Raw genomic sequence first — 13209 nt, 5'->3', positions numbered from 1 at the left:
TATCTTAAAGGTACGCAATTGGCGACCACCTTTCGTCAAGCGAAAGAAGCAAAGGGAGTGTGACAGCCATTGAATTCCCCCCTCAGGAAGAAATTGCTAGGTCTTTTATTTGCCTTCTTTCTTTGTGTGATTAGCCAGGCCATTCAGCCTGTGCAAAGTTATGCTTCACTGCCGGATGAATTGCAGGTGTTTGCTGGCAGGCAAGCAGATGTCCGGCTAGCTGTACCTGCTGCTTCAAGCGCCGTTGTAGATCGTCCGGATATTGTTGGCTTGGATGATCAGGCCGCGATGCATGTTACGAGTCAACAACCTTTGCATCTTAACCCACAACAGACGGGACATGCCAAATTAACGTTGAAGTTGTGGGGGAAAATTCCGGTCAAAACAGTGCATGTGAATGTGATACCGGATTTGCGTGTTGTACCCGGGGGTCAAACGATTGGCGTCAAAGTGAAATCGGCAGGCATTCTGGTGGTTGGCCATCATCTAGTCCATTCCGGGCAGGATGAGCGTGTATCGCCAGGAGAAAACGCAGGCATTAAGCTCGGAGATCTGATCACGCATATGGATGGTAAACGTCTGGATGGCGTGGCAGGTGTCTCTGAAGCCGTTGAGCTTGCAGGGAAAAGTAAAAAAGGTATTGATGTTGTGTTGAAACGTGGTAATGAAACGGTCAAGACTCGATTGACTCCGGCTTATGACTCCGAGGATCAAGCGTGGAGGCTTGGTTTATACATTCGTGATTCCGCAGCCGGCGTTGGCACACTTACCTTCTATGCTCCCGATCAGGGCGTATACGGCGCACTGGGCCATGTCATTACAGATATGAATACACAAACATCTATTGTTGTGGGTAGTGGTCAGATTGTTCAGTCCAATGTGACGTCCATTTCGAAAAGTGAGACCGGTGATCCGGGTGAAAAACGTGCTCATTTCCTCAAGGAAAGCAAAATTTTGGGCAATATTGAACGCAATACGGCTTTTGGCATCTTTGGTAAAATGTCCGGAAATCCTGAGCACAGTTTGTATTCAAAAGGTATTCCCGTCGCTTTCTCACATGAAGTCAAAGAAGGACCGGCCGAAATACTTACCGTGGTTGACGGTCAACAAGTTGAACGCTTCTCCATTGACATTGTCCATGTGGCAGATCAAACGGAGCCAGCAACGAAAGGTCTGGTACTACGAATTACGGACCCGAAACTGCTGGATAAGACCGGAGGCATCGTTCAAGGTATGAGCGGCAGCCCCATCGTACAAAATGGTAAGTTGATCGGTGCAGTTACTCATGTGTTCGTGAATGATCCGAAATCGGGTTATGGTTGCTTCATTGAATGGATGTTACAAGATGCTGGTGTGATGATGAAAAAGGAAAACACGAAGAACCTCAAGGCTGGATAATCAGCCTGAGGTTCTTTTTTGTCGAAACGAAACATAATATATCGGATAATGAAATAAATTATTTATTATATAGGATTGAGAAAAAAAAATAAAGAAAAATAATTTTCGACAGGAGGAATTTAACTTGCTGTGTCGAAAATTTAACCTGTAAGGAAATGTACGAAACGATGTTTAATTTAAAGGAGGATACCGTTTTGCAAAAAATTGAGGTATTGCTGGCCGATGATAATCGTGAATTTACGAATTTGCTTGCCGAATATATATCTGAGCAGGAAGATATGGAAGTAACCGGTATTGCATACAATGGAGAAGAAGTACTGCAATTGCTGGAGCAAACTCGGGATGTGCCGGATGTATTGATTCTGGATATCATCATGCCTCATCTGGACGGTCTGGGTGTGCTTGAGCGCTTGCGCAACCTGAACCTGTCTCCACAGCCTAAAGTCATTATGCTGACGGCATTCGGACAAGAGAATATCACACAGCGTGCCGTGCAACTCGGAGCTTCCTACTACATTCTCAAGCCGTTTGACATGGAAGTGCTTGCGAACCGTGTACGTCAATTGGTGGGAACACAGACTGCGATGTCTACAAGCAGCGGTTCATCCATGTTTATGAAATCCAATGTCGTGCCAATGGGCAAACACAAAAATCTGGATGCAAGCATTACGTCCATCATACATGAAATCGGTGTACCTGCGCATATTAAGGGATATCAGTATTTGCGCGAAGCGATTACGATGGTGTATAACAATATCGAAATTTTGGGAGCCATCACCAAAACATTATATCCGGCGATTGCCGAAAAATTCAAAACGACGCCTTCTCGCGTCGAACGTGCGATTCGTCATGCCATTGAAGTGGCGTGGACGCGTGGTAACATCGACAGCATCAGCCACCTGTTTGGCTACACGATCAACATCAGCAAGTCGAAACCAACCAACTCGGAATTCATCGCGATGGTTGCAGACAAGCTGAGAATTGAGCATAAGGTGTCCTGAAAGGATCAGGAGTGATGCGGGGAGGAAACTTGTATTCAGATTAGTTTCCAGCCGCATGAATTTGGCGATAAATATCTGAATTGGCACATTTCATGGCGATCAACATCTGTGAGATATGCTAACGAATACCGTCATTTATTGGATGTAGTGCATCCAGTAAATGACGGTATTTTTGCTTTAAACTATTATGAAGCAAAATGATGAAATTGATCTGTATACGAATTATTCCCAGCATTTGAGATTCAGTATTAGAGTAATACGATTTAGTTAATTTTCAGTAGAAGGAAATCTTTCATAAACTTTTACCCTCAGTTAACGCTTTTTTGAGTAGAAAGTGGTACGATGTGACCATTGACAAAGACCTACATATATATTTGAAAAGTTCGGATTAGATGCTACGAACAAAGGAGTAGAATCGTATGTTTACGCAAATAGGCGAGATTGCTGAACCAATTCCTGTAGTACAATCTGATACAAAATGTGATATCGTCTATCATCTGTTCAAGTCCAATTCCAATCTGGAAGGTATAGCTGTTATGGGGGAGAAGGGGGTGTCTTTGATGATGCGCCAACGATTCTTTCAACAGATTGGGACTCAGTATGGCTATAATCTGTATATGGGACGTCCTGTAGAACTGGTGATGAACACGCAGGCACTGGTTGTGGATTATTCAGAACAGATTACAGATGTCAGTGTTCTTGCGATGGACCGAGATGAAGGGGAAATATATGACCTTGTGCTGGTCACGACGGGAGAAAGTTTCTTTGGAGCTGTGAGTATTCGCCGTTTGCTGCTTGCTGTTGCTGATGTACGCGCTGAAATGGCTATTTTTATGAATCCCCTGACTGGCCTTCCAGGTAACCATATCATAAATGAAAGGCTATCTCAGGCTCTTCAGATGGACCATTTTAGCGTACTATACGTTGATCTCGATCAATTCAAATCCTACAATGATAGCTATGGCTTCAAAATGGGGGATCAGCTTATTCAGGCGACAGCTAATTTGCTTCGTAAGCTTTTTGTTTTTCCCGAAGCTTTTATTGGACATATCGGTGGTGATGACTTTATTGTGATTCTCAATCACCATGATTACAAGCGCATTAGTGATGAAGTCATTTCGGGTTTTGAGAAAATGAAAAAGACGTTCTACAACGAACATGATTGGCATCATCAACATGTTCTGGGGGAAGGACGCTCCGGGTTGAATGGGCCTATTCCTCTCGTGTCGGTCTCGATCGCCGTTGTAACCAATAGCAAGCAAAAATATGAAAACATAGATCAGATCATTGATGAGGCCACACGCATCAAGAAAGGTTGAAAAGCGATTGCCGGCAGCATCATCTGTGCAAATGATACCGTCAGCAACCCATGTTAGAAGTGTGGAATTCACATACGAAATAAATTGAAACATACATTTATAAGAGAATATAGAGGACAGAATGAACCTCAAGAAGTGAAGCATCGTTTTAATACCCATACCATTAATATGCAGAAATGCAGAAAAACCACTACTTATCAGGAGTTATTCACCTGTAATAGTGGTTTTTCTATCGTTGGATGCGAGTTGAGAACTTTGCTGTGAAAACAAAACACCTCAACCCTAATATGTATACATATAAGTATGTTTGAGCAAAAGGTACTCAGATTCGAATATCTACAGATGGATATGACGCGGCTGGAGAGGCGGAAGCCGGAGTTTGCGTGCCGTTTCCGGATTTCTGATTCGTGGCTCCCACATCTGATGGCTCCTTACTTTCCTTTTTCTTTCCTTCATTTACTTCCTGATCTTTTTCTCCAGATGTTGCAGAGATCGGAGGTTGTGTTGTTTCTTTAGGTGCAGGCTGATGAATTTCTTTCACCAGATCGCCAATCTTTTGATTGACCTTGCTGAGCTGAGAAGTGATGTCCTGAACAACCTCTCGTTTTGCCTGAAAGACGGTGCGCTCTGAGTTTTCCAACATCATTGATTTGCCGAGATCAGAACTATTTGCAGGAGGATTGATCTCCAGAACGAGTCGGTCGAAGCGGGTCTCCCCTTCAGTGGTCTGAATGGAGCCCTGCATGCGATCACGCAAACCGACGAGCTTACCCAATTGATCATAAGTCTGACTATGTTTGATTAGATGATCCAGTGAAGGGGCTTGTGTCTCATCGCTTGGTTTGGGTTGTTGCTGTTGAGTCTTTTCGGGCTGTCTTAATTTGTTCTTCTCTTGCAATTCCTCTGCTTTAATCTGAGCAATTTGGCTATCGATCTGGGATATGGAGCTTGTTAAGGATTTAATCCGCTGAGCTTTGGTTTTGGTATCCAACTCATCATTGGTTTTTACCCCTTGTATTTCTTCATTGAGCCGGACCTTCTGCTGCATAAGTCCCTGAATTCTTTATCCCGACTGGAGACTTGATTCCCGGGAGTGAAACTGCTTTTGGTTGCAGATGAGATTGAATTCATATTTTCTGTACTCCTTCTACTCTTAATCATGGTTCTATTTACATATATCGGATGTTAAGAGAAGGATTTGAATAGCTTTATGTCAGTCAGAATGGTCTGATTAACCTCGCTTGTATTGCATACTTCATCATATTAATTGATAATGGTTATCAATAAGTGGGTGGAAATCAAGACATAATACATGAAGACGGAGTTGGGTTAGCAAAATGTGGAATGATTATTATATCCTCTGGAACTATGCTGCGGTGAGTATTGCAGATATCCGTTACATGGAATTAGAGGCATATGAAGAGATGAAATACAAATTTCCAGCAAGTACCTTTGTGCTCACCATTCAGGGTGAAGCTGGAGTGATGATTGACAACGCAACGTATGAAGTGAGTCGCTTTTATATTCTCCATGGCGGTAAAGGGAGCAAATTGGTGATTCAAGCAGGCGAAGCCGGATTGCGCTTCTATTACTTGATGTACAAAGCTAACCTACCTAGCAGAGGAAGAACCGATCTGGGAAGGTTAATGGAGCGTATCAATCCGTTTCGATTGAACTATGGCTTTACCCCCGATATGCCAACCATTCTATATGAGCAATTGAAGCAGATGCGTTTTTTGTGGGAGCAAAAGAACCCCATTCAGCACTTTCAGGTCAAGAGTTTGTTTTATGCATTTGTGGAGCAGATATCGTCACAGGTTCCTCTTGTATCCAATCGTTATTATCCAAGTATGATGGATCAAGTCAGCAAAGTTATTGAAATTGTAGAGGCTTCCTATACCCAGCCACTTACACTTCATGTTTTGGCAGACATGATTGGCACCAGCCCAAGAAGCTTGTCACGCAAGTTCAAGCAGTCGACGGGAACCAGTCCCATCGATTATCTGATTCAGTTTCGGTTGTTCAAAGCCAAGGAGATGTTGCTGCAAACGGACGCCACGTTGGATGAGATTGCAGCCGGTATCGGTTATCCGGATGGTTATTATTTGGGACGTATGTTCAAGAAACATACAGGTCTTTCTCCTTTGCAATTCAAAGAGAAGACCTCAGAACCCTTATATTGGCCTGATCTGACATCAAGCGTGGCGCGAAATGACATTTTCAGAGGCGGAAGTGGAAGGTATGTTTATAGTGATGGTGATAATCATTATCAATATAAGCATGGAGGGCCAATCAAAATGAACAGACAGACAAGAACGGGAATGCTGCTGAGTATTCTACTAAGTCTTACATTACTGTTAAGTGCCTGCTCTACAGGCACTGCGAGTAATTCAAACGTGGATGCATCTGGAAACAATAGTGCGTCAAGTTCCACGAAAACAGCAACAGGAGAGAGTGAAAGCAAAACATCTGAACCACGTACAATCTCAACGGTGAAGGGAAATGTTACAATTCCTGCTGAACCTAAACGGATTGTGGTTGACTTGTATCTAGGGAGCCTAATTGCCCTGGGGATCAAACCTGTGGGTACACCCGAGTTGAACCTCAAGAATCCTTATTTTATCAAGTCACTTGAGGGTGTGCAAAATATTGGCGAATACGAAACGATCTCTCTCGAAAAAGTGTTGGAACTTGAGCCGGATCTGATTGTGACAGGTAATCCTGATTTATTTGATTCCTTTAGCAAAATTGCACCTACGTTAGTTATTCCATTTGGCGAATTGAAAAACACCCACGAAGAGATTGCCTATTTTGGTAAAGTGCTGAATAAAGAAAAAGAAGCTGAGGCATGGTTAGCCGATTATGATGCAAGAATTGCAGATGCCAAGAAGCGTGTCGGTGAGGCGATTGATCAAGCAGCCGAGGTGTCGGTCATGCAGTTCAATGATAAAGGCCCATTAGCTTTTGGTGATAATTTTGGTCGGGGAGGTCAAGCAGTCTACAGTGCGCTTGGTTTGAATCCTCCTGCAGATAAAAAAGAGATCTTAATGAAGGATCAACTAGTGGAAGTATCCTCAGAAGCAATTCCTGAATTTGCTGGTGACTACATCATTCTTACAGCAGATAATCTGACTCTCGAAGAGTTGAAATTAATACCGGTCTGGAGCTCATTGGATGCGGTTAAAAATGATCGTGTGTTTATCTGGAGCCCCGATCGTTCGTGGTACTTTGATCCCATTGCAACATTGGATCAAACAGAGGAATTGGCCGCGTGGTTTACGAAGATCTCTGAACCAAAATAAGCGTAACAAGTGCTTGATGAGATGAAATCCAACTCCACTCTAAAATTACAGTTGATAATGAAAATTATTATCATTTATAATAAAAGTATATTATTAGTGAAACTCTGCTCCGCATATGTTGTCGGATGTGTGACAGAATGATGCCTTGTAAGGTCTTTGTTCCGGATGAGGCTGGGATTGGAGAGTAATTGATGCAAATAGATGAACAGATAAAATGCTGGAATCTTGCCGCTGTTAAGGTTCTGGATATACGTCGGATCGTTATGGAGGCGGGGGAACAACTGAGTTCCTACACACTTCCGGCAAATGGTTTTATATATACAATCCGAGGATCGGCTGTGCTTCAATTGGATGGACGAGCATACAAGGCAGAGCGATTTTTCATGCTTCATGGGGCCAAGGGTGCTTCATTGGATATCCAAACCAATGAAGATTTGGAATATCTACTGCTCTATTACAGAGCATTCCTTGCCTTTCCTGGCTATCGCAAAACGTGGTTGTTGACACAGCCTGAGGTTGCACCGTTCTCTTTGCAATATGGTTTTACGCCGAATAGTCCGCTTGGACTGTTACGTTACCTGGATGAGCTTGAAGATGCATGGGCACAGTCCGGCAGTCTGGATCTGCTTCATACGAAAAGTTTATTTTACCAATTCATTCATGAAATGCTGATTCAGCTAACAGAGCAAGAGATCAAAACAGAACATGCTGATCCGGTGAAACAAACACTTCGTTACATACAGAACCATTACAGGGAACAGGTCACGCTTGATTCTCTGGCTGAACAATTCAACTACAGCTCTCGTCATTTATCCATGCAATTCAAACGAAAAACGGGTTACAGTCCGATTGATTATCTAATTCAGACTCGACTTGCCAAGGCTCGTACTCTGCTTGTACGATCTGATGCAACGCTTAGTGAAATTGCAGCAGAAGTGGGTTATTCGGATGTGTATTATTTTAGTCGTATCTTCAAAAAACATGTGGGGATCTCACCAATCCAGTATCAACGAAATAGGAGAGAAGAAGCGAGAGCAGAGGATCGTCCATTACAAATATCTGAATCGTCCATTGGCCGTAGATGGAAGTCAGGATATATTGATTATGAGAATCATTATCAATATATAGACGGAGGGTCTACACCAATGAAAAGAAGAAAAACAAGTTCAAGTATGATTATGGTGGCTCTATTGAGCATCACGATGCTGCTCTCAGCCTGCTCTTCAGGTACAACCACACCAACAGCTGGCGAAGGAACGGGTGCCAGTTCCAATAACAGCAGTACGACCGTGTCATCAGACACAGGAAACCAGACCAACAAAGACAATGAAACACGCACGGTCTCGACGGTTAAGGGTGAGGTCGTTGTCCCAGCTGACCCCAAACGGGTTGTTGTTCTGTATCTCCAGGGAGATGTCGTTGCCCTTGGGGTTAAGCCGATCGCTACCTCAGATGTATATGACGGGGCTGCGTACAAGAGTGAGCTTGAAGGTGTAAATGCACTGGGTACCTGGTTTGAACCGAATCCTGAAGCTGTCATTGATCTTGATCCGGATCTGATCATTGTTCCTTCTGAAGAGACATATACGTTATTAAAGGATATTGCACCTACTGTATATATTCCGTACGAGAAAATGACAACAGAAGAAAGACTGCATAGTATAGCGAGTATTTTTGGCAAAGAACAGGAAGCCGAGAAGTTACTCCTCAATCTCAAAACCAAAGTAGAAGAGAGTAAGAAAACTCTTGCAGATGCAGGCATACTGGACAAAACGATCTCCATTGTGGAGGGCGGTTTGAAAGGCATGGTCATTGTAGAGAGTAAACAGTTTGGCCGAGGATCTCAGGCGGTATATGAGTACTTGGGAATGAAAGCGCCTGAGGTTGTACAGAAAAAAATTGATGTGGTTTCGGAGGCAGCTGGTTCCAGTATTTCCATGGAAGTACTGCCTGAATATATCGGTGACTATGTATTTCGCTCTGTATACGATGGGGCAGATAACTTGACGGATAATCCAATTTGGAGCAGCATCCCTGCGATCAAGGAAGGTCGTCTGATTGAGATTGATTTTGATTTCTTCTACTATTCAGATATCTATTCAATCAATAAACAACTTGATTTTGTCGTTGAAAAGCTGTTGGCGGCTCCAAGAGCGCAATAGTGGAGTACAGAGTAGTTCATAAATGTTTTGTACAAGAAATGTTTGTTTTTTAGCCATTGTATTTTGATAAGATTACCATTACACTAAGATTTAAGTGATAATGAGAATCGATATCAAATACTCGATGTTCTGGATCGAATTAACGGAGGTATTTTTAATATGAATCAGCAGTTGGAACTCTATGATGTAACCATTATCGGCGGTGGCCCTGCGGGCATGTACTCTGCCTTTTATAGCGGCATGCGGGATATGAAGACCAAGTTAATTGAGGCACGGGACAGATTAGGCGGTCGCATGTTATTTTATCCGGAGAAAATGATCTGGGACGTCGGGGGTGTGACGCCAATCCTGTGTGAGGATCTGATTAAACAATTGGAAGAACAGGCACGAACTTTCGATCCAACGCTTGTGTTCGAACAACAGATCGAAGGATTCGAGCGTCAACCTGATGGCACAATTCTGTTAACTTCTGCAACAGGTGAACAACACTGGACACGTACCGTCATTATGGCAATCGGATATGGTATATATAAAATGGCCAAGCTGGAGCTTGAAGGTGCTGACCGTTATGAGGTTAGCAATCTGCACTATACCGTGCAGGAACTCGAGCCATTCCGGGGTAAACGGGTACTGATCTCGGGTGGAGGCGACTCTGCTGTAGACTGGGCGAATGAACTGGAAGCATTGGCAGAGCAAGTGACAGTTGTGCATCGTCGTGACCGTTTTGGCGGGTTGGAGCGTAATGTACTGCGCATGAGAGAATCCTCAGTAGATGTCCGTACACCTTATGCGGTAGAGACATTGCATAGTATGAGTGGCGATGTGATTGAACAAGTGACCATCTCACATGTGGACACGGGTGAGACTGAACTGCTTGAAGTAGATGCTGTCATTGTGAACCATGGCATGAAGAGTGACTTTGGTCCAATTCGGGATTGGGGACTTGACCTTGGCGAATGGCACGTCACTACAACGGAGAGATTACAAACGAATATACCGGGCGTATTTGCTGCAGGTGATTTTGTAGATTATGGTAGTAAACTTTATCTGATTGCGGGTACTTTCACTGATGCTGCTCTTGCGGTGAATAGTGCAAAGCTTTACATGGACCCTGAAGCGGAAAAAGTGGCTTATGTTTCTTCCCATAACAGTCGCTTTAAGGAGAAAAATAAAGCCCTTGGTGTTGTAGAAGAATAAAGGGTTACATTTGGATACGAGTAAGATGACTTCGGGTTAATCCCGAAGTCATCTTTTTTTGCATAAAATGGGTAATAAGAAGGCATAATTTCAACACACACAATGGTTGCTGAATTGAACATGTGCTACCAAATGTCTATAATAAGCCTGAGATACATTAGAATGACTAAAACATCATCTGAAATAATCATTTACACAATAACGGAGAGGACAGAAAAAGTCTGGGGATTATAGCGATTGGAAGATTATTCTGTCATCGTAGTGTCAGTGAAAATAATTTTTATATATAGATCCAATAAATAGATGAGAGTGGAGTGCAGCGTATGAAAAAGGGATCACAGCCACAGCGAGGTTTCACCTTCATCCAGCGGTGGTTCAAACGATCTGATAAAAAAAAGATCAAATGGTCTGAAATATATCTTGCACTTGCCGGGGCACTTCATCGCTTGTTGGTTGAAGGACGGCGTGAACGTACAGCAGCCAAACGGCTGCATCAGGACTTGCCCATTAACGCATTAGGCGAGATGAAGCTGGAGCCTGGAGATATTGTGTACACACCAAGTTCGGAATCAACGTATTACGCCGGGCATATGGGGATTATTGGGCTGGACGGCAAAGTGTATCATGTGCATCCTTATGGGCCTGTATTTGCTGATTCATTAGAGTGGTATCTCACACGTTTCTATGAAGGAGATCGCTTCATTGTATTCCGTTCCAGGCTGAGTGAGGCAGGCATGAAAGCAGCCGGTTGGGTACAGGACCATTACAAGCAGGTGAAATTCTACCGTTTGCAGACCAATCTTCGCAGTATTGAGCGTAATTACTGTTCCAAGTTTATATATCAGGCCTATCAGTTCACATCCGGACTGGATCTGTGGAGTCGCAAATTTACCCGAATGAATCAGGGGTATATCTACCCGTTTCGAATTGAGCGCTCACCAGAGCTGGACGTTCTGGGAACTTTTTATAAATAAGGTGGGAACCGACTAAAATACTGTTCTTCCAAAAGGAAGGAAAGCAGGTTATGTCGGTTTTTTTTATATGTGTAGAGATTAAAAACAGGAAAAACGCCCAAAACGTCGAATAGATTATGAGATAGGCATGCACAACTTGGAATCGTATACATAACAGAAGGCGCGATAATTTTTAACCAAAAGCGAAAAACGACTACGAGGTAAGCGAACAAGAGAGAGTGAAGCGAGATGAAATGGCTGGGCTTCTTACAACGATTCCGACAGAACCAAAATGTAGTGAAGCTATCGGACTATATCCCAAAAAAAGAAAGGAGGCACTACTGTTCCATATGTAAGAAAAACGTCAGATCGGTCGTGCATTATGCGGCGCCGCAGGGAAATGTTTCAGGTGTATGCAGTTCTTGTAAGTCTTTGGCGGATGAAAGAGGAATGTTTCCCATTTAATAAGAAGAGATGCGCTCAGGAAATAAGAATTTTTTGATTTATGCGCGTTTTTGTAGTACATTAGCAAATGTATTCGAAGGAGGATTCTAATGTACTCAGGTAGACAAGACGATACTTTATACATCATGACCTACACCTTAAACAGCGGTATCAAGGGTACGGTTCCACTGTCTAATAAGCAGATTATTGAGTGGCTGGATTGCTACAGAAATGAGAAGCGCTTCGTGACCGAAATCGGCAAGGAGTTTTTTGGATTGAATGCAGGATTGGTAGCAGACTTTAAGGTTCAGAATCATCTATCGGATTATCAGCAGACCATTATGCCTACACAGCAACAGGATAACCTGGAACGCCTGTCCAGTGCTTATAAATCAACCGAGTTATTAATGAAGATTGATTGTAAATGCGGCACGGCTTACGTGACGGAATCTCCATACAAGCGCACGAAATGGTACTGCACGAAGTGTAAAGAGATTGTATTTTTGGATGCCAAAAAAGGAATGGTGGAAACGTCGCGTGGTGACGCTTACTACATGACCAACAAATATTTTGTTTCCCGGGACTAGCGGGAAGTGATCCTGTAAGCATCGCTGCAAAGCGGTGCTTTTTTGTGCAAAAGTTCGCTGCGATAATCAAAAAAAGCCCAAAAAGGGCTTTTTGGAGGATCTTAGAGATCATTTAGAAACTATGATGAGCATTCAACTTTGTGAGGAGGAATGAAGCAGCAACGACAGCGCGGCTCGTAAGCTTCCGAATCGCCGATCATGACAACCGGACCCAAGGTAACGGGTTCCCCATTGACGATACGTTGCGTAAAGGCAGCATCCGGGCTACCACATACGGCACAGAAAGCCGAGAGTTTCTCAATGTCATCTGCCATGGCAAGCAAACCGCCGATATATCCGAATTCCTTACCACGGTAATCCATATTAAGTCCGTCCACAATAACATGTTTGCCACAATAGGCTAGCTCCGAGACCAGTTCCATGATGGCACTGCTGAAAAATTGTACTTCATCAAATGCAACAACATCAGCATCTATGGTTTGATTCAGGATCATTTCTACGGATTCCGGGGTTAATTGCCGGGGAATGGAATGAGCAGGCAATCGATAACCAATTCGGCTCACGATTTCATCTTGGGCAAACCGATCATCCTCGGCTGGTTTGTAGGCTACCACCTTTTTACGGCCAAATTGAATTAATTTCTGACAACGGCGAATGAGTTCACCGGACTTTTCACTGAACATGGGTCCAGTAATTACGGTAATACGTCCTGTTTGCACGGTGCTGCTACTCCTCTCACATACGGGATTCAACAAAAAAAGCGACCATTACAGAGTACCACAAAATCTTTGGTAAGAGCCAGAACTAATCTGTGCAGCTTTGTGTTACTATATGGAATGTTAAGCC

At 43.3% G+C, this 13209-nt stretch carries 10 protein-coding genes; 8 read left to right on the top strand and 2 right to left on the bottom strand.

What is annotated here, in order from left to right:
* Positions 1-69: 69 nt before the first annotated feature.
* From spoIVB to MKX40_RS20060, 3 genes are all read left to right on the top strand, one after another.
* Positions 70-1398 carry a SpoIVB peptidase gene (spoIVB, locus tag MKX40_RS20070; protein ID WP_339235449.1) on the top strand — a complete coding sequence of 443 codons (1329 nt, stop codon included), beginning with the start codon at positions 70-72 and terminating at the stop codon, positions 1396-1398.
* 194 nt (positions 1399-1592) lie between these two features.
* Positions 1593-2399: a sporulation transcription factor Spo0A gene (spo0A, locus tag MKX40_RS20065; protein ID WP_062835258.1), complete on the top strand. Its 807-nt coding sequence runs from the start codon at positions 1593-1595 to the stop codon at positions 2397-2399.
* Between the two features lie 419 nt (positions 2400-2818).
* A complete protein-coding gene (locus MKX40_RS20060; RefSeq protein WP_339235446.1) occupies positions 2819-3718 on the top strand; it encodes a GGDEF domain-containing protein in 900 nt (299 codons plus the stop codon).
* Positions 3719-4040: 322 nt separating this feature from the next.
* On the opposite strand, the gene MKX40_RS20055 is transcribed toward MKX40_RS20060, so the two are convergent.
* Entirely contained in the window at positions 4041-4766 is a 726-nt protein-coding gene (locus tag MKX40_RS20055; RefSeq protein WP_339235444.1) for a hypothetical protein, read from the bottom strand.
* 289 nt (positions 4767-5055) lie between these two features.
* On the opposite strand from MKX40_RS20055, the gene MKX40_RS20050 reads away from it, so the two are divergent.
* From MKX40_RS20050 to MKX40_RS20030, 5 genes are all read left to right on the top strand, one after another.
* Positions 5056-7020, top strand: coding sequence for an AraC family transcriptional regulator (locus MKX40_RS20050; RefSeq protein WP_339235441.1), 1965 nt, complete (start codon positions 5056-5058; stop codon positions 7018-7020).
* Between the two features lie 191 nt (positions 7021-7211).
* A complete protein-coding gene (locus MKX40_RS20045) occupies positions 7212-9182 on the top strand; it encodes an AraC family transcriptional regulator (protein ID WP_339235438.1) in 1971 nt (656 codons plus the stop codon).
* A gap of 159 nt (positions 9183-9341) precedes the next feature.
* Positions 9342-10379: an NAD(P)/FAD-dependent oxidoreductase gene (locus MKX40_RS20040; protein WP_339235435.1), complete on the top strand. Its 1038-nt coding sequence runs from the start codon at positions 9342-9344 to the stop codon at positions 10377-10379.
* A gap of 323 nt (positions 10380-10702) precedes the next feature.
* Positions 10703-11353, top strand: a complete 651-nt coding sequence (locus MKX40_RS20035; RefSeq protein WP_339235432.1) for a hypothetical protein — start codon at positions 10703-10705, stop codon at positions 11351-11353.
* A 533-nt stretch (positions 11354-11886) separates the two neighbouring features.
* Complete coding sequence (locus MKX40_RS20030) at positions 11887-12363, top strand: hypothetical protein (protein WP_017687614.1); 477 nt, start codon at positions 11887-11889, stop codon at positions 12361-12363.
* Between the two features lie 119 nt (positions 12364-12482).
* Here MKX40_RS20030 and MKX40_RS20025 read toward each other — a convergent pair whose 3' ends face one another.
* A complete protein-coding gene (locus MKX40_RS20025; protein ID WP_339235429.1) occupies positions 12483-13082 on the bottom strand; it encodes a thymidine kinase in 600 nt (199 codons plus the stop codon).
* Positions 13083-13209: the final 127 nt, after the last annotated feature.

It is taken from the genome of Paenibacillus sp. FSL R5-0517 (assembly GCF_037974355.1).
In the GTDB taxonomy this organism is placed as follows: Bacteria; Bacillota; Bacilli; order Paenibacillales; family Paenibacillaceae; genus Paenibacillus.
The sequence above is the reverse complement of the archived record's forward strand: the minus strand, read 5'-3'. Positions and strand labels throughout refer to the sequence as shown.

Coding starts and splice junctions, on each gene's coding strand:
- MKX40_RS20035 (WP_339235432.1), top strand. CDS start 10,703: ATGAAAAAGGGATCACAGCCACAGCGAGGTTTCACCTTCATCCAGCGG.
- MKX40_RS20060 (WP_339235446.1), top strand. CDS start 2,819: ATGTTTACGCAAATAGGCGAGATTGCTGAACCAATTCCTGTAGTACAA.
- MKX40_RS20045 (WP_339235438.1), top strand. CDS start 7,212: ATGCAAATAGATGAACAGATAAAATGCTGGAATCTTGCCGCTGTTAAG.
- MKX40_RS20030 (WP_017687614.1), top strand. CDS start 11,887: ATGTACTCAGGTAGACAAGACGATACTTTATACATCATGACCTACACC.
- MKX40_RS20040 (WP_339235435.1), top strand. CDS start 9,342: ATGAATCAGCAGTTGGAACTCTATGATGTAACCATTATCGGCGGTGGC.
- MKX40_RS20055 (WP_339235444.1), bottom strand. CDS start 4,766: ATGCAGCAGAAGGTCCGGCTCAATGAAGAAATACAAGGGGTAAAAACC.
- MKX40_RS20050 (WP_339235441.1), top strand. CDS start 5,056: ATGTGGAATGATTATTATATCCTCTGGAACTATGCTGCGGTGAGTATT.